Annotated in this window: 18 protein-coding genes; 5 read left to right on the forward strand and 13 right to left on the reverse strand. The window is 65.3% G+C overall.

Annotated elements, in window-relative coordinates; translation table 11 throughout:
* Positions 1 to 53: 53 nt before the first annotated feature.
* Positions 54 to 1,601: a trimethylamine methyltransferase family protein gene (locus CO656_RS15520; protein WP_097526330.1), complete on the reverse strand. Its 1,548-nt coding sequence runs from the start codon at positions 1,599 to 1,601 to the stop codon at positions 54 to 56.
* Between the two features lie 90 nt (positions 1,602 to 1,691).
* On the opposite strand from CO656_RS15520, the gene CO656_RS15525 reads away from it, so the two are divergent.
* Positions 1,692 to 2,657, forward strand: a complete 966-nt coding sequence (locus tag CO656_RS15525; RefSeq protein WP_037413281.1) for a LysR substrate-binding domain-containing protein — start codon at positions 1,692 to 1,694, stop codon at positions 2,655 to 2,657.
* Here the strand turns inward: CO656_RS15525 and CO656_RS15530 are convergent.
* The gene (locus tag CO656_RS15530; protein WP_037413280.1) at positions 2,633 to 3,970 is read right to left on the reverse strand and encodes an EAL domain-containing protein; all 1,338 of its coding nucleotides are present in this window, start codon (positions 3,968 to 3,970) and stop codon (positions 2,633 to 2,635) included. The genes CO656_RS15525 and CO656_RS15530 overlap by 25 nt on opposite strands.
* A gap of 311 nt (positions 3,971 to 4,281) precedes the next feature.
* On the reverse strand, positions 4,282 to 6,006 hold the full coding sequence (locus CO656_RS15535) for a response regulator (RefSeq protein WP_097526331.1): 1,725 nt from the start codon (positions 6,004 to 6,006) through the stop codon (positions 4,282 to 4,284).
* 334 nt (positions 6,007 to 6,340) lie between these two features.
* Between CO656_RS15535 and mutL the strand changes: the two genes are divergently transcribed.
* Positions 6,341 to 8,158 (forward strand): DNA mismatch repair endonuclease MutL, encoded by a 1,818-nt coding sequence (mutL, locus tag CO656_RS15540; protein WP_037413278.1) that lies wholly within the window; start codon positions 6,341 to 6,343, stop codon positions 8,156 to 8,158.
* 106 nt (positions 8,159 to 8,264) lie between these two features.
* Positions 8,265 to 8,498 (forward strand): DUF2093 domain-containing protein, encoded by a 234-nt coding sequence (locus CO656_RS15545; RefSeq protein WP_037413276.1) that lies wholly within the window; start codon positions 8,265 to 8,267, stop codon positions 8,496 to 8,498.
* A 5-nt stretch (positions 8,499 to 8,503) separates the two neighbouring features.
* Here CO656_RS15545 and lpxK read toward each other — a convergent pair whose 3' ends face one another.
* From lpxK to CO656_RS15575, 6 genes are all read right to left on the reverse strand, one after another.
* The gene (lpxK, locus tag CO656_RS15550; protein WP_037413275.1) at positions 8,504 to 9,550 is read right to left on the reverse strand and encodes a tetraacyldisaccharide 4'-kinase; all 1,047 of its coding nucleotides are present in this window, start codon (positions 9,548 to 9,550) and stop codon (positions 8,504 to 8,506) included.
* A 134-nt stretch (positions 9,551 to 9,684) separates the two neighbouring features.
* Entirely contained in the window at positions 9,685 to 10,389 is a 705-nt protein-coding gene (locus CO656_RS15555) for an HAD family hydrolase (protein WP_037413274.1), read from the reverse strand.
* Positions 10,390 to 10,403: 14 nt separating this feature from the next.
* Positions 10,404 to 11,717 carry a lipid IV(A) 3-deoxy-D-manno-octulosonic acid transferase gene (waaA, locus tag CO656_RS15560; protein WP_037413273.1) on the reverse strand — a complete coding sequence of 438 codons (1,314 nt, stop codon included), beginning with the start codon at positions 11,715 to 11,717 and terminating at the stop codon, positions 10,404 to 10,406.
* 33 nt (positions 11,718 to 11,750) lie between these two features.
* The gene (locus CO656_RS15565) at positions 11,751 to 11,987 is read right to left on the reverse strand and encodes a DUF4170 domain-containing protein (protein WP_037413271.1); all 237 of its coding nucleotides are present in this window, start codon (positions 11,985 to 11,987) and stop codon (positions 11,751 to 11,753) included.
* Between the two features lie 58 nt (positions 11,988 to 12,045).
* Positions 12,046 to 12,864 carry a 3'(2'),5'-bisphosphate nucleotidase CysQ gene (locus tag CO656_RS15570; RefSeq protein WP_037413270.1) on the reverse strand — a complete coding sequence of 273 codons (819 nt, stop codon included), beginning with the start codon at positions 12,862 to 12,864 and terminating at the stop codon, positions 12,046 to 12,048.
* Positions 12,865 to 12,928: 64 nt separating this feature from the next.
* Positions 12,929 to 14,275 carry a TldD/PmbA family protein gene (locus tag CO656_RS15575; protein ID WP_037413269.1) on the reverse strand — a complete coding sequence of 449 codons (1,347 nt, stop codon included), beginning with the start codon at positions 14,273 to 14,275 and terminating at the stop codon, positions 12,929 to 12,931.
* Between the two features lie 152 nt (positions 14,276 to 14,427).
* Here CO656_RS15575 and CO656_RS15580 point away from each other — a divergent pair, with 152 nt between their 5' ends.
* Positions 14,428 to 16,284, forward strand: a complete 1,857-nt coding sequence (locus CO656_RS15580) for a monovalent cation:proton antiporter-2 (CPA2) family protein (RefSeq protein WP_097526332.1) — start codon at positions 14,428 to 14,430, stop codon at positions 16,282 to 16,284.
* Positions 16,285 to 16,311: 27 nt separating this feature from the next.
* Here the strand turns inward: CO656_RS15580 and CO656_RS15585 are convergent, their stop codons facing one another.
* From CO656_RS15585 to CO656_RS15595, 3 genes are all read right to left on the reverse strand, one after another.
* Positions 16,312 to 17,196 (reverse strand): patatin-like phospholipase family protein, encoded by an 885-nt coding sequence (locus CO656_RS15585; RefSeq protein ID WP_097526333.1) that lies wholly within the window; start codon positions 17,194 to 17,196, stop codon positions 16,312 to 16,314.
* Positions 17,197 to 17,278: 82 nt separating this feature from the next.
* Positions 17,279 to 17,839, reverse strand: a complete 561-nt coding sequence (rsmD, locus tag CO656_RS15590) for a 16S rRNA (guanine(966)-N(2))-methyltransferase RsmD (protein WP_037413266.1) — start codon at positions 17,837 to 17,839, stop codon at positions 17,279 to 17,281.
* A gap of 6 nt (positions 17,840 to 17,845) precedes the next feature.
* Positions 17,846 to 19,687 carry a pseudouridine synthase gene (locus tag CO656_RS15595; protein ID WP_097526334.1) on the reverse strand — a complete coding sequence of 614 codons (1,842 nt, stop codon included), beginning with the start codon at positions 19,685 to 19,687 and terminating at the stop codon, positions 17,846 to 17,848.
* A gap of 72 nt (positions 19,688 to 19,759) precedes the next feature.
* Here CO656_RS15595 and CO656_RS15600 point away from each other — a divergent pair, with 72 nt between their 5' ends.
* Positions 19,760 to 20,209, forward strand: coding sequence for a nucleoside deaminase (locus CO656_RS15600; RefSeq protein WP_037413264.1), 450 nt, complete (start codon positions 19,760 to 19,762; stop codon positions 20,207 to 20,209).
* Between the two features lie 9 nt (positions 20,210 to 20,218).
* Here the strand turns inward: CO656_RS15600 and CO656_RS15605 are convergent, their stop codons facing one another.
* Positions 20,219 to 20,698 carry a GNAT family N-acetyltransferase gene (locus CO656_RS15605; protein ID WP_037379067.1) on the reverse strand — a complete coding sequence of 160 codons (480 nt, stop codon included), beginning with the start codon at positions 20,696 to 20,698 and terminating at the stop codon, positions 20,219 to 20,221.
* Position 20,699 lies beyond the last annotated feature (1 nt).

Genomic DNA, 20,699 nt, shown 5'->3' on the forward strand with positions numbered 1-20,699 from the left:
ACAGAAGCGGCGCTCACGGCGCCGCTTTTGTTTTGAAACTCCACGCTTATGATTCAATACCAAGCGTCGGGCATACCGGCCTTGCGCCTCGCCACGTAATCGACGAGGGCTTCGTCGATCGCCGCATCCAAGGGCGGCGCTTCGTATTCGGCAAGCGTCTTCTTCCAGAAACGATTGGCGCGTAGCGCCATGTCGGTTTCGCCCTGCTCGACCCATTTCTCGAACGGCTCGTTATCTGAGAGCGCGCTGTCCCAGAAGGCGGTCTGATAGTTGCGCATCGTGTGCTCGCAGCCGAGGAAATGACTTCCCGGACCCACTTCCGTAAACGCATCCATGGCAAGCGAATTGTCGTCGACGACGACGCCTGCGAGATAGGAATGCAGCGCGCCGCAAAAGTCTGTATCCATCACGAATTTCTCGTAGGACATGGCCAGCAGGCCGTCGACAAAGCCGGCCGAATGCAGGATGAAATTGGCGCCGCAATGGACAGCCGACAGCATCGACATGACGCCTTCCTGCATCGCCTGGGCGTCCGGCCGCTTCGAATTGGAGAAATTGCCGGCGCAGCGCAGCGGCAGGCCCAGTCGGCGGGCGAGTTGGCCAACCACCATGCTGCCGATCGCCGGTTCCGGCGTGCCGAAGGTCGGCGAGCCGGAGCGAAGCGACATCGACGAAAGGAAGTTGCCGAAGATCACCGGCGCGCCCTTGCGTTCGAGCTGCGTCAGCGCGCAGCCGGCCAGCGTTTCGGCATAGGATTGGGCGATGGCGCCGGCATTGGTGACGGGCCCCATCGCACCACCGAGAATGAAGGGCACGATGACCGCCGCCTGGTTGGCGCGGGCATAGGCACGCATCGACCTGGTCATGGTCCCGTCCCAGACGAGCGGCGAGTTGACGTTGACGTTGCCGAGGATGACGCAGTTGTTGTCGACGAATTCGGCGCCGAAGAGAATCCGGGCCATCTCGATCGAATCCTCGGCACGATCCTCGGCGGTGATCGAACCCATGAAGGCGCGGTCGGAATATTTGATATGGCTGTAGACCATGTCGAGATGGCGCTTGTTGACCGGCACGTCAACCGGCTCGCAAATCGTACCGCCGGAATGGTGCAGCCAGGGACTCGATTGGGCGAGTTTGACGAGATTGCGGAAGTCCTCGATGGTGCCGTAGCGCCGGCCCTTGTCGATATCCGTGACGAACGGCGAGCCGTAAGCCGGCGAAAAGACGACGTTCCGGCCGCCAATCTCGACGCTGCGGGCGGGATTGCGGGCGTGCTGGGTGAATTGCGACGGCGCCGAGCGAACGATCTCCTTCAGCATTCCGGGTTCGAAGGTGACGCGGACGCCCTCGATCTTCGCACCTGCGCGCCGCCAGTGCTCGAGCGCCACCGGGTCGTCGCGAAATTCGATACCGACCTCGGCGAGAATGCGATCGGCGGTCGCCTCGACCCGCTCGAGGCTCTCCTCCCCGAGGATGTCATAGGTCGGTATATTGCGGACGATGTAGGGAACGCCAAGTTGCCTGCCGCTGCCTTCCCGCCGCTGCGGCCGTCCGCTTCGTGTTCGCCTCGGAGCATCGCCAGTCGCACTCGCCAATGCCATCGCCGTTCTCCCATGATTTGGGATGATGGTATTTGCGGCAAACACCGTTGTAACGCTGGAAAAATTCCACGCATGATATAAGTAGCGCTTATGGAAAACATGCGCCGCCTGCTGCCGTCCGCCGCCAGCCTCATCATCTTCGAGGCCGCCGGCCGTCATCAGAACTTCACCCGCGCCGCTGCCGAGCTTGGCATGTCGCAGGCGGCGGTCTCCTATGCCGTAAGGAGCCTTGAGGACCAGCTCGGCGTTTCGCTCTTCCATCGGGTGCACAGGGCCGTCGAGCTCACCGAGGCCGGCGAGAGGTTCCATGCCGACGTGTCGGTCGGCCTGGCGCGCATCCAGAAATCGGCCGAAGACATTCGCGCCAAGGGCCGCGAGACGAATGTGACGCTGGCTGCCTCGACGGCCTTCGCCTCCATGTGGATGTTGCCACGCCTCAATCGGCTGCGGGAGGATCTGCCGGAGATCGACCTTCGCATCCAGACGGGCGTTCGTGATCTGAACCTCGACGAGGAGCCGATACCGCTGGGCATTCGCGGCGGCGACCCGGCCCAATGGCCGCGCTATCACGCGGCATTGCTCGCCGACGAGGTGATCACTGCCGTAGCGACGCCGGCCTATGTCGAGGCGCATGGCATGCCGAAAAAGCCGGCGGACCTCCTGCGGCACAGCCTCATCCACCTCGAAGAGCCGGTCAGGCGCGCCTGCGACTGGACCGAGTGGTTCGCAAGCGCCGGCCTTGCCTATCCCGCACAGGGCAAGCGGCTGGCGATCAACGACTATGTTCTGGTGATCCAGGCCGTGCTCGCCGGCGAGGGCATCGCCCTTGGCTGGGACCATCTGATCGCCGGGCAGGTGCGCTCAGGCGCCCTCGTTCCGGTTGCCGGCCACGTGCTGCGGACCGGTCAGGCCTTTTACGTCGTGTGGCCGCGGTCGCGCGAACTCAACAGCCAGGCCGGACGCATTCGTGACTGGCTGCTGAAGGAAGGCGCACGCGACCGTGCTGACGATGTGGCGGGCCGCGACGACGGTCAGCGGGCTACAGCGTCGCGGTGACGGTCGGAGAGATAGCGCATGGTGGCGACCGCATCGGCCGGCTTGCCGTAGAAATAGCCCTGCCCCATGCCGCAGCCGAGCGCTTTCAGCTTCAGCACTTCGGAGATGTCCTCGATGCCCTCGGCGACGACCTCGAGTTCCAGCCCTTCGCACATCGAGACGATCGCCCTGACGATGTGTTCCGAAGCCCGATCGGCCGAAATCCGCGAGACGAAGGCGCGATCGATCTTCACCTTGTCGAAAGAGAAATCGCGCAAGCGGCAGAGGCTCGACTGACCGGTGCCGAAATCGTCGAGCGACACGCGCACCCCGGCGGACCGCAATTCGGAGACGATCTTCTGCGCCACATCGGCATCCGCCATCACGGCGGTTTCGGTGATCTCCAGTTCCAGGCGGCGCGGGTCGAGGCCGACCTTGTTGACGATCGCCAGGAGACGGCCGCTCGTCGCCGGGTCCATCAATTGCGCCGATGACAGGTTGAAGGAGAGAAACAATTCCTTCGGCCACGCCAGGGCTGTCTGTGCCGCCTTGCGCAGCAGCATTTCGGCGAGCGCCTCGATGAAGCCGCGCTCCTCCGCCAGCGGCACGAACACGGAAGGCGAGACATAGCCGAAATCCGGATCGCACCATCTGGCAAGCGCTTCGAAACCAACCACGCCGTCGTTGCGAAGGTCCACGATCGGCTGGAAATGGACATCGATCTCCTCGGCGATGATCGCGTTGCGCAGAGCCTGCTCAAGCTGCGTCGCCCGCTTCATCTCCTGGGCGATCTCATGCGAATAGACCGTGATCTGGCCGCGGCCACGCCGTTTCGAACGGTAAAGCGCCGTGTCGGCGCTTTTCAAGAGTTCCTCGAACACCGCACCGGCAAACGGATAGACGGCAAAACCGAAGGAGGCGGACAGCCGAACCGTGCGGTCGCCAAGATCAAATGGCGCAGAGAGGATTTCCTTCAGCATCTGGCCGAGTTTCTCGGCACCCTTGCGCTCGAAGACGAGCGGCAGCACCAGTGCGAACTCGTCGTCGGCCGTGCGGATCACCGTCGCCCCTTCCGGAACGCAGGCCGACAATCTCTGCGCGACCTGGCGCAGGATCCGATCGCCGGCCTCCGGCCCGAAAAGATCGTTGATCGGCTTGAAGCCGTCGAGATTGGCAAGGCCGATGGTGAACGGAGCCGGATCGCTGGCGCGTTCGGCGGCAAGCTCACAGACCTTGTGCCGCAACTGCTCTGCATTGCCCAGCCCGGTCAGCGGATCGACGAAGGGCAGCCTGTCGGGACCGCGACGGTCGATGGCCAGTTCGGCGACCATCATCGCGCTACGCCCCCGGCCGGAGCGCGCGCCCGTGCCGCACGGAGCACGTCCCGTCGATCGCAACCGAAGTCCGACCGGGGGAATGACTGTTTGGCCGACATGCTCATGTCTTCGATGCTCAACTCTTGCAGCCTTGGGCGACAGCTTCGCGCGGTGAACGCGCGAAAATTGGTGCTATGCCAGCGACTGGGCAGTTTCTCCCGGATGGTGGTGCCGATGAAGGCAACCGTGGAGCAAACGATGACAATCGGCGGTTAACAATCCTATATCGGCTGATCGTCAAATCTGGGGTCGAGCCCGTCGTGTGCCGATCAGGCCGTCAGCCGCGCATGGGCGGCACGCAGATATTTGCGCAGCAACGCTTCGATCATGTCCGGACTGATCGGCTTCATGATGTGATCGTCCATTCCCGACGCTTCGCATTGCTGAAGGTCGATGTCGAGGGCTTGCGCAGTAACGGCAACGATCGGCGTGCGGCGTCCGATCTGCCTTTCCGCGTCGCGGATGGCAACTGCGGCTTCGAAGCCGTTCATTACCGGCATGGATATGTCCATGAGGATGAGAGCCGGCTGCAGCTCGTGCCAGAGATCCACCGCTTCCCTGCCATTGGCGGCAATCCGATGCGAGACTCCGAGGCCGTCCAGGATCTGGGCGAAGACGAACTGGTTGATCTGGTTGTCCTCGGCAACGAGAACCTCCACTTCGGGTGCGCCTGTCCGGACCGTCGCATCACCTTCGAAAGAGACTTCCCAATCGGCTTGCGGAAACTGCGAGCGCGGCGGCTGCCGGTCGGTGCTGGCCCGGAAGATTTCGCCGAGCAGGGCAGTTGCATCAGCGTCCGCAGAAACGTCGAGCACCGGGCAGGTCTTCCATCCCGCATGGACCGCATCCCTTGCCGGAAATACCGCGTCCATCACCAAAATATCGAGCTTCAGGCCGTGATCCTCGGCGGCGGCCGCAAAGGCTTCGAGCTCGCCGCGGTTTCGTACGGCGCAGGCATCGAGGCCAGAGCCGCGTAAGCGTGCGACGATCCGCGCCTCCATTTCGCTGTCCGCCGTCGCCAAGAGCACCCGCAGGCCGCGGGCCGGCAGCGTCTCGATCATCGAGCCGGTTTCAACGAGCTGCTGGACGTTCAGCGCCCGGAACGGATCGTAGAAATTCTGCGCCGGCGTGAAGATGCTGTAGTCGCGGATCTGCAGCCCCGAATTGCTGCCGCCATCGTCCGCGCCATGATACCAGGCGGCTATGTCGGTCACGTCGTTCATGCAGGTGACGACGAAGTGGCGCCCGGGCACGCCGACGCGATACTTGCGCGTCACCACCCACAAGTCGCTGCCATCGGCGCGAACGATGTGCTCCGCCTCGGAATGCGGCCGGCCGGTCGCCAGCACCTGCCGATCCGACTGCTCGAAGCGTTCGGCAAGCTCCGCGTCCACGACGTCCCAGGCCGACCGACCGAGGATCGCCTCCGGCGCCACGTCGTGAATGGCGCAGAAGGCACGGTTCGCGGCGATATAGTTCAGATTGCGATCCTTGACGCAGATGGGATTGGGTTGCGCATCGAGGATTTGCTCGGTGAGTTCGACCCGTTCCAGGTCGGTTTGCAGCTGTTCCTCGCGCTTCTTCTGATCGGAGACATCGCTGATCGACAAGATGCCGATGCCGCTCGACAGGCGGCGCTTGCGCAGGCAGACCCAGCGCGTACGGCCCGCCCGTTCGACGCTTTCGTAGCGCTCACGCCAATGGAGGCCCATCTGTTCGGCGATCCAGTCCTCCCGGTTCGCACGCCGCCGGCTGTTTTCGGGCAGCGTTCCCGGGCGCAGGCCCGTATCGTAGACCGCTGCGAGAAAGTCGCGAAGCCGCGTCCCGTGCTTCAACAGGTGAGGCTGGACGGGGAAAAACTGCAACATCGAGGCGCTGGCATAGAGGATCGTGTCGTCCCGTCCGCAGACGAGCAAGGCCAGGCCAAGCGCATCGCAACTCGACTCAAGAACGATCCTGCTGATGTCCGCGCCGCCCGACGCCACATCGTTCATTACTCTGCCCTCGTCTCGCCGACTGCATGGGTATTGCAGCACCCGCGTCCTTAAGTGGCGCTGCAGCGGCGGTTTCGTTTCGGGACATGCTGGCTGGCCGTTCGTGGCACTCTTCGAGCGGGAATCGAGCGGCGTCCAGCAACGCCGCGGTGCTCCAAAGAACAAAACCCGTGATCATTCAGGTTGTTGTGGAAAATCGCAGCAGAACGTTAAGGCGGAATTAAATCGGCATCCGATTTCTGCCGATCTGCCTGGGGACGAGCACCGCTTTCCTCCAGCTGAAGACGCGTGAGGGGCCCTTTCCCTCTGCCGTCGAATCCTGGAAAATGGGGCCATGGCCATCAAGGAACTCTCGGAAACGCTCATCAACCAAATCGCCGCCGGTGAAGTCATCGAGCGGCCGGCCAGTGCCGCCAAGGAGCTGATCGAAAATGCCCTCGACGCCGGCGCAACCAGGGTCGAGATCGCCACGGCCGGGGGCGGCAAGACGCTGCTCCGGGTGACCGACAATGGCAGCGGCATGTCGCCCGCCGATCTCGAACTGGCGATCCGCCGGCATTGCACCTCCAAGATCGCCGATACGCTCACGGAGATCCGCACGCTCGGTTTTCGCGGCGAGGCGCTCCCCTCGATCGGATCCGTGGCGCGGCTGTCGATCACCACGCGAACGGCGGGCGCGAGCGAGGGGGCGGCGATTTCGGTGACGGGCGGCAGGACCGAGCCGGTCCGCCCCTCGCCTGCCAATGTCGGGACCGTCGTCGAAGTGCGCGACCTCTTCTTCGCTACGCCGGCGCGGCTCAAGTTCATGAAATCGGAAAAGGCCGAAGCCGCGGCGATTTCCGAAGTGGTCCGCCGCATGGCGATCGCCTTTCCGAAGGTGCGGTTCGTGCTGTCCGGTGCGGACCGGTCGACCCTGGAATTCCCGGCGACCGGCGACGACCGGCTGGCGCGCATGGCGCAGGTGCTCGGCAAGGACTTCCGCGACAACGCCATCGAGATCGATGCGGAGCGCGAAGAGGCGAGGCTGACGGGATTTGCCGGGGTGCCCACCTTCAACCGCGGCAACTCGCTGCAGCAATATGCCTTCGTCAACGGCCGGCCTGTGCAGGACAAGCTGATCCTCTCGGCCATCCGCGCCGCCTATGCCGAAACCATTCCGCAGGGGCGCTATCCGGTCGCCGTGCTTTCGATCCTGCTCGACCCGGCCTTGGTCGACGTCAATGTCCATCCGGCCAAATCGGACGTGCGCTTCCGCGACCCCGGGCTAATCCGCGGGCTTATCATCGGCGCGATCCGCGAGGCTTTGGCGCGCGGCGGCGACCGCGCAGCGACAACCGGCGTCCAGGGAATGATGCGCGCCTTCCGGCCTGGAGCGTACCGAGCCGAACCGCAGCGAGCGCAGGCGCCCTGGACGGCCGCCGCCTCGCCCTACCGGCCGACTGGGTTCGGCGAACCCGCCCGCGGCTTTGCCGAGGCCCCGCAAGCGGCGTTTGCGGATTTTTCGCAGCCATCGGCGCGCGCCGCCGCGCCGGCCGCCGAGGCGAAGGGCCCGAACGGCACGGGCGAAGCCGCCTTTCCGCTCGGTGCGGCACGCGCGCAGCTCCACGCGAATTATATCGTCGCCCAGACCGAAGACGGTCTCGTCATCGTCGACCAGCATGCCGCGCATGAACGGCTCGTCTTCGAGGCGATGCGGACGGCGCTGCACTCGCGGCCGGTGCCGGCGCAAGCGCTGCTCATTCCGGAGATCGTCGATCTTGCCGAGGACGATTGCGACCGGCTGATGGCGCATGCGGAGGAATTCCTACGGCTCGGCCTTGCGATCGAGCGCTTCGGATCGGGCGCGATCGCGGTGCGCGAAACGCCGGCGATGCTCGGCGAGATGGACGCCTCAGGACTGGTGCGGCAGCTTGCCGACGAACTGGCCGAATGGGACACGGCCAACGGGCTTGCCGGCCGCCTCGAATATCTCGCTGCGACGATGGCCTGCCACGGCTCCGTCCGCTCCGGCCGGCGCATGCGGACGGAGGAGATGAACGCGCTGCTGCGCCAGATGGAGGCGACGCCCGGATCGGGGCAGTGCAACCACGGGCGGCCGACCTATATCGAGCTCAAGCTCGCCGATATCGAAAGGCTTTTTGGACGGAGTTGACATTGCGGCGTCGCGGCCATGTTAGCGGCGGATTTCGAATTCGACTGGTCTTTTGGCGACCGGCGGGATAGATCAGGGAACGGGCATTGACGAGGCAAGCACGCAAATGATGAACCGCTTTGACGGAAATTCCTCTCGCGAAGCGAAAATTCGTTATCTCGATGGCGACTTTCAGATCGTGCTGGCCGGCTCGCATGTCATCTGTGCCACGACCGGCAAGGCTATCCCGGTGGACGAGCTTCGCTATTGGAGCGTGGTGCGGCAGGAGCCTTACATCGACGCCGCCGCCTCCCTTGAAGCCGAACGGCGTGCCGGGGCGCTGCCCGCACGACAGCCCTGAGGCATCTATTTCAAAGCCTTCCCGGTCGCATGCAGTTTGCGTGCCCGCGCCGCGACAAGCGTAGCCTCGATGATCTTGGCGGGCGCTGACGGATCGTCGAAACGCACCTCGATCTCGATGACCCGGCTGTTGGCGGCGAGTTCCGCCGCTCGCCCTTGGCCGGGCTCGAGGCGGACCATGTCCTTGGCCGTGGTCACCAGCGTGTAGCCCCGGCTTGCGGCATGATCGATGAGATCGGCGATCTCGTCCTCTGAAAAATGGTGATGATCCGGGAAACTCCGCGTCTCCTCGACGATTGCACCCGTCTCCCGGACCGTGCGATAAAACTTCTCCGGGTCGGCAATGCCCGCCCAGGCCAGGACCGTGACGCCGGACAGCGATTGATCGTCAAGCCGCACCGTGTCCCCGACATAGACGGCCTTGCCGGCGCGCGCCGCACGGCGGATCAGGCGATCGGCGGCCGGACCGTGGCCAATCTTCAGAAGCGCAGTGGCGTGGCGAAGCTGGTCGGCGATCGGCGCCCTGACCGGCCCGGAGGGCACCAGATGGCCATTGCCGATGCCGCGGACGGAATCGATCACCAGCAGGGCGAAATCGAAGGTGAGGCGAGCGCTCTGGAAGCCATCGTCCATGATGATGATGTCGGCGCCTTCGGCGGCGAGCCTGCGAGCGCCGTCGACGCGGCGGCGGCACACGACGGTCAGGGCCTCTCGCGCAAGCAGCAGTGGCTCGTCGCCGACGTCCCGGGCCCGGTGATGGGCGGGATCGACGACTGTCGTCACGTCCAGGGAGCCGCCATAGCCGCGGCTGAGGAAACCCGGCTTCAGCCCCCGCGCCTTGGCCGCCTGCGCCAACGCAATTGCGGTCGGCGTCTTGCCGGCGCCGCCGACGGTGAAATTGCCGACGCAGATCAGCGGTACGGGCGGCATGGCGCGGCGCGCCCGGTCCATGCGGATGGCGGCGACGCGGCCGTAGACCCAGGAGAAAGGCCACAGCGCGTAGGCCCGCCAATCGGCCTTTGTCCACCAGAACGGAGGCGCTTCGGAAACCATTTGAATATGCTGCCTCCGCGGCTCTTGCTGCTCCATGCGCCGCGAGGCGCTCCTGACCCGTCTCTCGCCGGCCATGGGCCGACGACGCCACAAGAGACTTCAGAATGCGAAAAAAGGCAAGCCGGTCAACGGAGTCAGAGCACTGCTTCAAGCTCGGTGATATCGGCCAGGCAATGGTCGGAAGCCCCGGCCAGCGACTGACGCGAGCCGGTGCCGGTCAGAACCGCAATGGTCAGGCCGGCGCCGGCAGCGCGGCCCATATGCATATCGTGATTGTTGTCTCCGACCACGGCCACCTGCTGAGGCGTCAGCCCGGTCGCGGCGCAGAAGCCGAGGACCATGCCCGGCTGCGGCTTGACGCCGTAACCGCTGTCGTAACCGGCAATGTAGTGCAGATAGGTCTCGAAGCCGAAGCGCTTCGCCGTCTCGCGGATGGACCGCTCGTTGTCGCTCGAGGCGACGCCGAGACGGTAGCCCTTCGCATGGAGGGCAGCGAAAAAGGCGCCGAGGTCGGTCACCGGCACCGCATAGTCGGCGGAGCTCGCAAAAAGGCCGTCGAACAGCGCCGTCAGTTCTTCCACGGTGAACGGCGCGCCGGCCTCGACCATGCCGGTCGCAATCTCGACCGTGTTGCCGGCCGCGAGCAGGCTGTCGGGTGCGACGTGGCCCGTATCCGGGTCCATGCCGCCGGCCCGAAGCAGAATTCTTGCGAGCGCATCGTCACCCCTGGCGGCAATTCGCGCCAGTTCGTAGTTCACGGGAACCCAGCTCTTCGCGTAGTCGAGAAGCGTGCCGTCCTTGTCGAACAATATTCCGGCGATGCCGTTGCCCGCAGCCATGGTCCCATCCGTTTTCAGCTCTCGACGCGCGGCTCCAGCCGCGCCTTCACCACCAGCGGGTTAATATAGGGCTCGAGCCCCCTCATCGTCGCCGTCAATGCGCCCCGCATCTGTTGCACGGTCTCAAGCCCCGCGTCGATCATCGAGCGACGCATGTCGTCGTTGCCGAGCAGGTAGTTGACTCCCTTCGCCAGCATTTCGACGTCGCGTACGATCTTGGCGCTGCCGTTCATGGCAAGCATCTGGTAGGTCTCGCGGAAGTTCTGGACGTTGCCGCCCGAAAGTACCGCGCAACCGAGCATGGCCGGCTCCAGCGGATTCTGCCCGCCCTCGGCAAAGAGCGAACGGCCGACGAAGGCGACCTCGGTCAGCCGCAGATAGAGCCCCATCTCGCCGATCGTGTCGCCGAGAAAAATATCGACGTCCGGCGTCAGGCGATCGCCCCGCGTCCGGCGGGCAACCTTGAGCCCCTTGGCGGCCAACGCCGCTTCGACGGCATCGCCGCGCTCGGGATGGCGCGGTACGACGATGGTCAAGAGGCCGTTGCGCGGCTTGAGCGCGTGATGGACAACCCCGGCCGCCTCTTCCTCGCCCTCGAAAGTGGAGATTGCCGCCCACGTCTTGCGCGAACCGATCTGCTGCGCATAGTCGCGAAGCGCCTGCGGGTCGTGCGGCGGCGCGTCGGTATCGACCTTGAGATTGCCCGAGACCATCACCGGCAGCGCGCCAAGCGTGCGGAAGCGCTCCGCATCGATATCGGACTGGGCGATCACGAGCGCCAGGTTCTCGAACAGCGCATCGGCAAGCGACGGCCGCTTCTTCCAGCGGGCGAAGGTCCGGTCCGACAGCCGCGCATTGACCAGAACCTGGGGAATGTGGCGCCGACCCAGTTCGACGATCGTCATCGGCCAGATTTCGGATTCGGCGATGATCGCCAGGTCCGGCTGCCAATATTCGAGGAAACGGCTGACGGCCGGCTTGAGATCGAGCGGCACATATTGATGGATGACAGCCTTGCCGAGGCGCTCGGCTACCACCCGCGCCGAGGTGGTCGTCCCGGTGGTCAGGACCACGGCAATGCCGCGGCGGCGGATTTCCTTTATCAGCGGGGTTACCGCGACCGTTTCGCCGACGCTCGCGGCATGAAACCAGACGAGCGGCCCGGGCGGGCGCGGCGCGCTTGCATGGCCGTAGCGCTCGCGGCGACGGGCCGGATCCTCCTTGCCCTTTGCCGCGCGCAGGGCCAGGTAGGGTCCGACGAACGGGTAGATCGCCGTGCCGAGCCAGCGATAGGTGGAAAGCGCAAGCCGTGCGCGCAGGCTGCTCATCAATGCTCGCCCCTACCCGCGCTCACCAAGACATCAATCATTTTCCGGGTCGAGCAGCCGGTGCATGTGGACGATGAAATAACGCATATGGGCGTTGTCGACGGTCATCTGCGCCTTGGCCTTCCAGGCTACATGGGCGCTCTCGTAGTCGGGGAAGATACCGACGATATCGAGGTTGTTGAGATCGCGGAACTGCACGTCGGTGAGCGTCGTCAATTCGCCGCCGAAGACGAGGTGCAAGAGCTGCTTCTTCTCGGTATTCTGAGCCATTGTTTCCCCATTGTTCTTTGAGACGTCGGCGTTGGTTTGCGGCATTAGCACCCAAAGGTCAATGGGCGTCGAACGGCTTGGAGGCGGCGAGCAATGCAGGCAGCGCCGACCCGGATCCGGCCCCGAGAACTCCATGACTGACAATGGGGCGATTGTAGGACAGAGGCATACCGTCGAGGCCCCGGAGCGCCCCGCCGGCGCGTGCCAGAACGAGATCGGCGGCGGCCAGATCCCAATCATGCGCGTTCTTCTTGACGATCGTGCCGTCGATGCGGCCGTCGGCGATCATCGCCAGGCGGTAGGCGAGCGACGGGACGTGCGGCACGCGCGCCAGCCGATCGCGATAGGGGGCGGCAAGCCTCCCGGCGATGTCCTCGGCCATCGCCACCTGCAGCCGCTCGTTCGGCAAGGGGTCACGGACGCTGATCGCCGCATCGTTCTTGCGCGCCTCCCCGTCAAGGGTCGCCTGGTAGATTTCTCCGAGTGCCGGCGCATAGAGCACGCCCGCCGTCGGCTGGCCCCGGTGAACGACCGCAACACTGACGCACCAGAGGTCCTTGCCGGAGATGAAGGCACGGGTGCCGTCGATCGGATCGACGACGAAGACGGTGTCGCGGGAAAGGCGCGTCGCGTCGTCGTCGGTTTCCTCGGAAAGCCAGCCATAGTCCGGCCGGGCGGCGAGCAGCCTTGTCTTCAGAATATCGTTTGCGGCGAGGTCGGCCTCGCTCACGGGGGAGCGGCCCTCATTCTTCCAGCGGACGTCCACGGTCTTTCGGAAATAGCCGAGCGCCGTATCGCCTGCTGCCACCGCTGCGGCAAGGATGAGCTTGAGATCCTCGTCCCAGCTGGGTCGGGTCTGGAGGGCTGCTTCTGACATTCGACTCCTTCAGCGCCGGGACGATTCCCCGCGCCTCTAACTGGCGGAACCTACGGTCCCGCACTCAACTTCCGGCAAGCGTCATGCCCTCGATCGCGAGGGTCGGTGCGGCCGTACCGAACTTCCTGTCGATGTCGTCGGCAGGCGTCAAGGCCATGAACATGTGCTTGAGATTGGAAGCGATCGTCACCTCCGAGACGGGGAAGGTGATCTCGCCGTTCTCGATCCAGAAGCCGGAGGCGCCGCGGCTGTACTCGCCGGTCACCATGTTAACGCCCTGGCCGATGAGCTCGGTGACGTAGATTCCCGTGCCGACGCCGCGGATCAGGTCGTCGCGGGAAATCGTGCCCGGTTCGAGGGCGAGGTTGGTGGAGGCCGGATTGACCGCCGGGCCGCCACGGACGCCGCGCCCGTTGGTTTCCAGCCCCAGTTCACGCGCCGCGGACGTCGAGAGGAACCAGTGCTTCAGCACGCCATCCTCGACCATGGACAGCTTCGAGCCGGAGACCCCCTCGCCGTCGAAGGGGCGCGACGACGAACCGCGCACGATCTGCGGATCGTCCGTGACGGCAATGCCGGCCTTCATGATCTGCTTGCCCATCATGTCCCTGAGAAAGCTCGTCTTGCGGGCGACCGAGGCGCCATTGATGGCGCCTGCCAGATGGCCGACGAAGCCGCGAGCCATGCGCGGATCGAAGACGACGGTCACGTTCTTGGCGGTAGCGACCTGCCGCGGGTTGAGGCGCGCCACTGCCCGCTCGCCGGCCACCCGTCCGATATCGTCGGCGCCGCGGAGTTCGTCGAAATAGAGCCGGCTGTCATAGTCGTAGTCGCGCTCCATCCTGGTGCCTTCGCCGGCGATGGCGCTGACGGAGCGGCCGAACCGCGTCGCCATATAGGAGCCTGAGAACCCGTGCGACGTCACCAGCACGAGCCCGCCCATGCCGGCGGAAGCGCTGGCGCCGCTCGAATTGGTGACGCCGGACACGGAAAGCGCTGCCGCCTCGGCTGCAAGCGCCGCTTCGGTGAGCGCCTCGCTCGAAACCTCGCGCGTGTCGAAAAGATCCAGGTCCGGATAGGATCTCGCCAGGCGATCGGGATCGGCGAGCGAGGCGTAAGGATCCTCCGGCGAGGCCTTGGCCATCGCCACCGCGCGCTCGGCCAGGACTTTCAGATCGAAACCCGGATTGGCCGAGACGCTGGCGACACGCCGCCCTACGAAGACCCGGAGCGAAAAATCGTCGCTTTCGGAGGCCTCCGTCGCCTCGACCTTGCCGAGCCGCACCGAAACCGAGCGGGAGCGGCCGCGTACGACGACCGCGTCGGCGGCCTCCGCACCGGCCTGCCGCGCACGGTCCACCAGTTCGGCGGCGCGTTTCTCGAGGATGGCGGAATCGATCGTCTCGGACATGATTAGGCCTTTCATTCCTGCCCCATTTATTGTGCACTGGAGCATGCATCAAGGGCATCACGATGATTCCCCTCTCCGCATAGTATGACATTCCGCCTCGCCGCGCCCGCCAAGGGCAGGTTCGAGAGCCTCCATGATGAAAGCCGCGCGCAATGCAGACACCGATCCTCTACACTCAGGCGCTGATGTTGCTCGCCGGCGCCGTCGTTGCTGCGCCGCTGTTCAAGCGTCTCGGGCTCGGCACGATTCTCGGCTATCTCGCGGCAGGCATCGTGATCGGCCCGGTCGCCCAGTCGATTACCGAGGGCGAAGAGATTCTTCACGTATCGGAACTCGGCGTCGTCTTCCTCTTGTTCATCATCGGCCTTGAGTTGAAGCCGTCGCGACTGTGGCAGATGCGGCGCGACATTTTTGGCCTGGGCACGGCACAAGTGGTGGCGACAGGCCTCGTTCTGTCTTTCCTCATCGAGTTCTTCGGCCTGCTCCCTTGGGCCGGCAGCGTCATTGCCGGCTTCGGCCTGGCGCTTTCGTCGACGGCCTTTGCCATGCAGATCCTCGAAGAGAACAACGATACAAACACCCGCTACGGTCAGCGCGCCTTTTCCATCCTCCTGCTCCAGGACCTGGCGATCGTTCCGCTACTCGCCTTGATCCCGTTGATGGCGACGCGCGCGCCGGAGGCGACAACAACGCCGTTCGAAGACTTCGCAATTGCGATCGCCGCGATTGCCGCTCTCTATGCGGCTGGCCGCTATCTGCTCAATCCGCTGTTCCAGGTGATCGCCCGCACAGGGGCCCGCGACGTGATGATCGCCGCCGCGCTGCTCGTCGTCATGGGAGCGGCGACGATGATGCAATTGGCCGGCCTTTCGATGGCGATGGGCGCGTTCCTTGCAGGTGTGCTGCTGGCGGAATCCTCCTACCGCCATGAACTCGAGGCCGACATCGAGCCGTTTCGCGGTATCCTTCAGGCGCTGTTCTTCATGGCGGTCGGACTGTCGCTGCAACTCGGCGTCGTCGCCGAGAACTATCTCTTGATCCTTGTCGCCGTGCCGCTGCTGATGGTGGTGAAAAGCCTGGTCCTCTACGGCCTTTGCCGCGCGACCGGTTCTCACCACAATGATGCGGTGCGCATCGGCCTGCTGCTGCCGCAGGGCGGCGAATTCGGCTTCGTGCTCTTCACGGCCGCCGCTGTTGCCGGCGTCTTCACCCAAGGCCTCGCCTCCCTGCTCGTCGCAATCGTCACGCTTTCTATGGCCTTGACGCCGGTTGCGGCGCTCATTTCGAGGCGGCTGCTGCGCGAACAGGATGATCTGGAAGACGAGATGGAGGAGAATTTCGAAGGCGCCGGCGCCGACGTCCTGATGATCGGCTTTTCGCGCTTCGGGCAGATCGCCGCGCAGATCCTTCTGGCCGGCGGCCGCGACGTGACGATTATCGACCATTCCGCCGCACGCGTCCGCCAGGCTGCGACCTTCGGCTTCCGCATCTACTTCGGCGACGGTACGCGCCTCGACGTTCTGCGGGCGGCCGGCATCGAGAAGGCGAAGATCGTCGCGGTCTGTACCCAGAAGAAGGAGATCACCGACAGGATCATCAGCCTCGTGCAGGCGGAATACCCGAACGCCCGGATCTTCGCGCGTTCCTACGATCGCCTGCATACGCTGGAACTGCGCGCCCAGGGCGTCGAATACGAGTTGCGCGAGACTTTCGAGTCCGGGCTGCTGTTCGGCCGCAAGACGATCGAGGCGCTCGGCGTCAACGGCGAGGAGGCGATCGCCATCATGGACGACATCCGCCGCCGCGACGAGGCGCGGTTGGTGCTGCAGGAGGCCGAGGGCATCACGGCAGGCCGCCACATGCTGCATTCAGAGCCGGTGCGTCCGGAACCGCTGGTCAAGCCGAAGCGGGACGTCAACCACACGGCGGAGACCGAGGAGCGGATCCTGCCCCAGCTTCCGGCGGCAGAGAATGGACGAGCCGGCGAAACGCTGGCCGGTGCCGACTGAACCGGAACGCGGTGGGGCGGGCGGAAATCAGCGATTCGCTTGCCATTGCTCGATCCGCTCGGAGAGCGCCCGCTTCAAATGCTCCTTCGTGGCAGCCGTCGCCGCGAGCACCTCGCGGGCACGCAGGAAATCCAGGGCACGGAAGCGGCCGACATCCGGGCGGAGCAGAATGTCGGGGGCGCCGGCCTTCATCTTCATGGCGATGATCGACTGCATCATCAACTGGCTCGCGCCGAACAGGGTGTCGATGCGGCTCGGAATCGTCTTGCCGTCCCCATCGGGACCGCCGACGACATCGACGGCGATGACGATGTCGGCGAGGTCACGCAAGTGGTCGAAGGGAACCGGATTGTACATGCCGCCATCGATCATCACGCGGCCCTCAATCTTCACCGGCGTGAAGATCGCCGGCAGGGCGCAGGAGGCGGCGATCGCTTTGTGCAGGTCTCCCTGTTCACAGACGCGCTCGGTTTGCCCGTAGTAATCGGTCGCGGTGACTTTCAGCGGTATCAGCAGGTCGGAAAAGTGTGGCGGGATCGCCTCCGGCAGAAAGGCTTTCAGCACCCGTTCAATGTTGAATTGTCCGAGGCGGAAGCCGCTCGACACGGCTTCCGACAGGCTGCTCGGCCGAAGCTGCCACAGCCGGTTCAGAATTTCGCCGCGATTGCCGACGGTCGCAAACGTGTAGTCCCGGATCTCCTTGCCGGTCATGCCGGCCGCCATGCCCGCGCCCATGATCGCGCCGATCGACGAGCCGGCGATCGCCGTAGGCCGGATCCTCATCTCGTCCAGCGCCGCGATGACATGGATATGAGCAAAGCCGCGGGCACCGCCCCCGCCAAGCGCAAGCGCGATCGTCGGCTCGTCCCTGCCGTCGGGCCTGTTGCGCTGCGCAGATACGTGCTGCTCCATCGATGCTCTCCGTTCCGTCTGCGCCGCTACAGCGGTGCCAAAGGGCGGGATCAGGCGGGTCTCACCGCCCGCCCAACTTAGATCAGGCGCCTAGAAATCGGTAGAAATGCATTCGCGTATCGCCGAAGGCGCGATCGTCGAGCTGCTCGAAGGCTGCGGACAAACGCGGCCGCACGTCGCTCCGCTCTTCCAGCACCACGAGCGCGCCGGGGACGAGCCATCCGCCGGCCACGGCCGACTCCAGCGCACGTTCTCCGAGACCTTTTCCATAGGGCGGATCGGCGAAGACGAGATGAAAGGGCTCCATCGTGCCGACCGAGCCGAGATCGACCGCATCGCGGCGAAAGATCTTGGCGCGGCCTTGCAAGCCGAGCGTTTCGATATTGACGCGGATGAGCCCGCGGCCCTCGACCCCCTGTTCGACGAAGAGCGCCTGGCGGCAGCCTCGCGACAGGGCCTCGAGTCCGACTGCACCCGTGCCGGCAAAAAGATCGAGGACCCGGGTGCCGTCAAGCGCCTCGGGATAGCTGTGGCCGAGAATGTTGAACAGGCTCTCGCGCGTCCGGTCGGTGGTCGGCCGGATGTCGTTGGACTTGGGGCTCGCGAGCGTGCGGCCCCGAAACTCTCCGCCGACGACGCGCACGGCCGGTTACTTCCCCTTGCCGCGCGGCCTGCCGCCGCCCGTACGACCGCCGGGCTTGCTGCCGGCAGGCTTGCCTCCACCCGGTCTGCCGCCACCGGGCTTGCCGCCGCCAGGCTTGCCGCCACGCGGACCACCGGAACGCTGACCGAAGGACTTCCCTCCCACCGGCTTGCCGCTGGCAGGCTTTCCACGAGGATTGTCGCCGAAGGGGCGATCTCCGCCTTCGCGGCCCTCGCGGACATCGTCCTTGCGGCGGCTTGTCCGCGGCTTCTCCGAAAATGCGCGTTTGTCGCCGGCGGTCCGTGCCGGACGCTCGCCACGAGGGCGCTCGCTGCTCTCGCGACGCGGCGGGCGATCGCCGTGATCCCGCGATTTCCGCTCGTTGGGATCGAAGGGCCGGCGCCGCTCGAAACCGCCGTCGCGGGCATCGTCTTTGCGGCGGACCGGTTCGCTGGCGCTGATCCAGTCGCCATCCTCATCGGCGCGTTTGACCGGCGGACGCGGGGCGCGGTCCGGCCGAGCAGCACCCTTGCCGGCACTTGCCTTGCGGTCGGGATCGAACTTTGCCGAAGTCTTCGTGGCCGCGCCATCCTTCGTGCGGCCGTAACGCTTGGTCTTCGGCGCACCCTCCGGGCGCTCGCGACGGGCGGGTTTCGGCGAAGCATCGTCCTCGGCCGCCTTCGGCTTCTTTTCGGCGACTGGGCGGGCACCCGGGGCCATCCAGACATTCGCCGTGCGGCTGCGTTTCGCCGGCGCCCGGGCCGGGCGATCCTCGAATTTTTCGCGGGGACGATCGCGGCGATCGCGGGAGCGGCCGTCGTCACGCTGGGTATCAAGGCGAGCAAGCGCCCGTTCGCGCTTGTCCTCGGGCTTTTCACGCCAGGCGCCGCGTTGCGGCTTGCCCTTTTCAGGAATGTCCTCGCTGTGGACCTCCCTCTCCTCTGCGGCGGGCTGATCATTGTAGAGCGGCGCGTCGAAATTCGCCTTCGATTCCGCGATCAGGCGCGGACCGAGCTGATCCCTGAGCGTGCGGCCGCGGATTTCCTGGACGTGCCCCTCGGGCAGTTCGCCGAGTTGGAACGGGCCATAGGAAATGCGGATCAGGCGGTTCACGTCGAGGCCGAGCGCCCCAAGCACGTTCTTGATCTCGCGATTCTTGCCTTCGCGCAGGCCCATGGTGATCCAGACGTTGGAACCCTGGACCCTGTCGAGCGTCGCCTCGATCGCACCATAGAGGACGCCGTCGACGGCGATGCCATCCTTCAGACGATCGAGTTCCTGCTGATCGATGTCGCCATGGGCGCGGACGCGGTACCGCCGCAGCCAGCCGGTGGCCGGCAATTCGAGCGCGCGCGCCAGCCCGCCGTCGTTGGTGAGGAGCAGCAGGCCCTCTGTATTGATGTCGAGGCGGCCGATCGACAGCACCCGCGGCAACTCGTCCGGCAAGTTGTCGAAGACGGTGGGACGGCCTTCAGGGTCGGCGTTGGTCGTTACCAGGCCGGCCGGCTTGTGATAGAGCCACAGGCGCGTCCGCTCGATGCCGCGGATCGGATGGCCGTCGACCTCGATCCTGTCGGCAAGCGTCGCATTGACAACCGGGGTTTCGAGCACGACACCGTTAAGCTTGACGCGCCCTTCCATGATCATCCGCTCGACGTCGCGGCGCGAGGCGACGCCGGCGCGCGACAGGATCTTCGAGATGCGTTGCGGCTCGTCGGCGCCGACGTCGGCTCCCGGCGCCGCGCTCTTGCCGGGCCGTGCCGCGTTGGCCTTCTTCTCGCCTGAAGGAAAATTGCCTTTCCGACCTTTTCCCTTGCCGGGCCCGGTGGACTTGTCTTTGGATGTCATTTCTGTTGCCTGCCTTTTGCGGCTGTCCTATCAGGTCGAAGGCCACGGGTTAAGAGAAATTATGAGCAAGTGATGGCGGAAACGACGCGCTACATGGATGCGGCGCTAGACGAAGCCCGGAAGGCGGCGGCGCGCGGCGAAGTGCCGATCGGCGCCGTCGTCGTGCTCGACGGCGAAGTCGTCGCTGCGGCCGGGAACCGCACGCGCGAATTGCGGGACATTACGGCCCATGCCGAGATCGAGGCGATCCGCCAGGCGGCGGCCGCCGTCGGCGACGAGCGGCTCTCCGGCGCCGATCTCTATGTGACGCTCGAACCCTGCACCATGTGCGCGGCGGCAATCTCGTTTGCCCGCATACGCCGCCTCTACTACGGCGCCGAGGACCCGAAGGGCGGCGCCGTCGAAAGTGGCGTCAGGTTCTATGGCTCGCCGACCTGCCATCATGTGCCGGACGTCTATTCCGGCCTCGGCGAACGCGAGGCGGCCGAGCTGCTTCGCGGTTTTTTCGCCGCCCGGCGATGATAGCAACAGTCAGCTGGAGGCGAGCGCCTCAAGCTCCTTGCCCGTCAGCCGGTAGCGCGTCCACTCCGAGAGCGGCTCGGCGCCGATCGCCTCGTAGACACGGATCGCCGGCTCGTTCCAATCGAGAACGCTCCACTCGAAGCGGCCGCAGCCCTCGGCAAGCGCGATACGGGCCAGGTGCTTGAGCAGCATCTTGCCCGCTCCCGAGCCGCGGTGCTCGGGCGTAACATACAGATCTTCAAGATAGAGACCCTTGCGCGCCTGCCAGGTCGAATAGTTGTAGAACCAAATGGCGAAGCCGGCCGGCGCGCCATCGACCTCGCAGATGATCGCCCGGCTGACCGAGCCGGTCCCGAAGAGCGAATCCGTCAGAAGTTCGACAGTCGCCTCGACCTCGTCCTCGGCCTTCTCATAGATGGCGAGGTCGGTGATGAAGCGCAGGATCGTTGCCGCATCGGCCGGGACCGCATCGCGAATGCTGATGGCCATG

This window comes from Sinorhizobium sp. FG01 (assembly GCF_002531875.1).
Taxonomy (GTDB): Bacteria; Pseudomonadota; Alphaproteobacteria; order Rhizobiales; family Rhizobiaceae; genus Sinorhizobium; species Sinorhizobium fredii_C.

Excerpts from the sequence above, each read along its gene's own strand:
- CO656_RS15580 (WP_097526332.1), top strand. The coding sequence starts at position 14,428 with ATGCAGACACCGATCCTCTACACTCAGGCGCTGATGTTGCTCGCCGGC.
- CO656_RS15525 (WP_037413281.1), top strand. The coding sequence starts at position 1,692 with ATGGAAAACATGCGCCGCCTGCTGCCGTCCGCCGCCAGCCTCATCATC.
- CO656_RS15530 (WP_037413280.1), bottom strand. The coding sequence starts at position 3,970 with ATGATGGTCGCCGAACTGGCCATCGACCGTCGCGGTCCCGACAGGCTG.
- CO656_RS15575 (WP_037413269.1), bottom strand. The coding sequence starts at position 14,275 with ATGTCCGAGACGATCGATTCCGCCATCCTCGAGAAACGCGCCGCCGAA.
- CO656_RS15600 (WP_037413264.1), top strand. The coding sequence starts at position 19,760 with ATGGCGGAAACGACGCGCTACATGGATGCGGCGCTAGACGAAGCCCGG.
- waaA (WP_037413273.1), bottom strand. The coding sequence starts at position 11,717 with ATGAGCAGCCTGCGCGCACGGCTTGCGCTTTCCACCTATCGCTGGCTC.
- CO656_RS15535 (WP_097526331.1), bottom strand. The coding sequence starts at position 6,006 with ATGAACGATGTGGCGTCGGGCGGCGCGGACATCAGCAGGATCGTTCTT.
- lpxK (WP_037413275.1), bottom strand. The coding sequence starts at position 9,550 with ATGGTTTCCGAAGCGCCTCCGTTCTGGTGGACAAAGGCCGATTGGCGG.
- mutL (WP_037413278.1), top strand. The coding sequence starts at position 6,341 with ATGGCCATCAAGGAACTCTCGGAAACGCTCATCAACCAAATCGCCGCC.
- CO656_RS15565 (WP_037413271.1), bottom strand. The coding sequence starts at position 11,987 with ATGGCTCAGAATACCGAGAAGAAGCAGCTCTTGCACCTCGTCTTCGGC.
- CO656_RS15545 (WP_037413276.1), top strand. The coding sequence starts at position 8,265 with ATGATGAACCGCTTTGACGGAAATTCCTCTCGCGAAGCGAAAATTCGT.
- CO656_RS15595 (WP_097526334.1), bottom strand. The coding sequence starts at position 19,687 with ATGACATCCAAAGACAAGTCCACCGGGCCCGGCAAGGGAAAAGGTCGG.
- CO656_RS15585 (WP_097526333.1), bottom strand. The coding sequence starts at position 17,196 with ATGGAGCAGCACGTATCTGCGCAGCGCAACAGGCCCGACGGCAGGGAC.
- CO656_RS15520 (WP_097526330.1), bottom strand. The coding sequence starts at position 1,601 with ATGGCATTGGCGAGTGCGACTGGCGATGCTCCGAGGCGAACACGAAGC.
- CO656_RS15555 (WP_037413274.1), bottom strand. The coding sequence starts at position 10,389 with ATGGCTGCGGGCAACGGCATCGCCGGAATATTGTTCGACAAGGACGGC.
- CO656_RS15570 (WP_037413270.1), bottom strand. The coding sequence starts at position 12,864 with ATGTCAGAAGCAGCCCTCCAGACCCGACCCAGCTGGGACGAGGATCTC.
- CO656_RS15605 (WP_037379067.1), bottom strand. The coding sequence starts at position 20,698 with ATGGCCATCAGCATTCGCGATGCGGTCCCGGCCGATGCGGCAACGATC.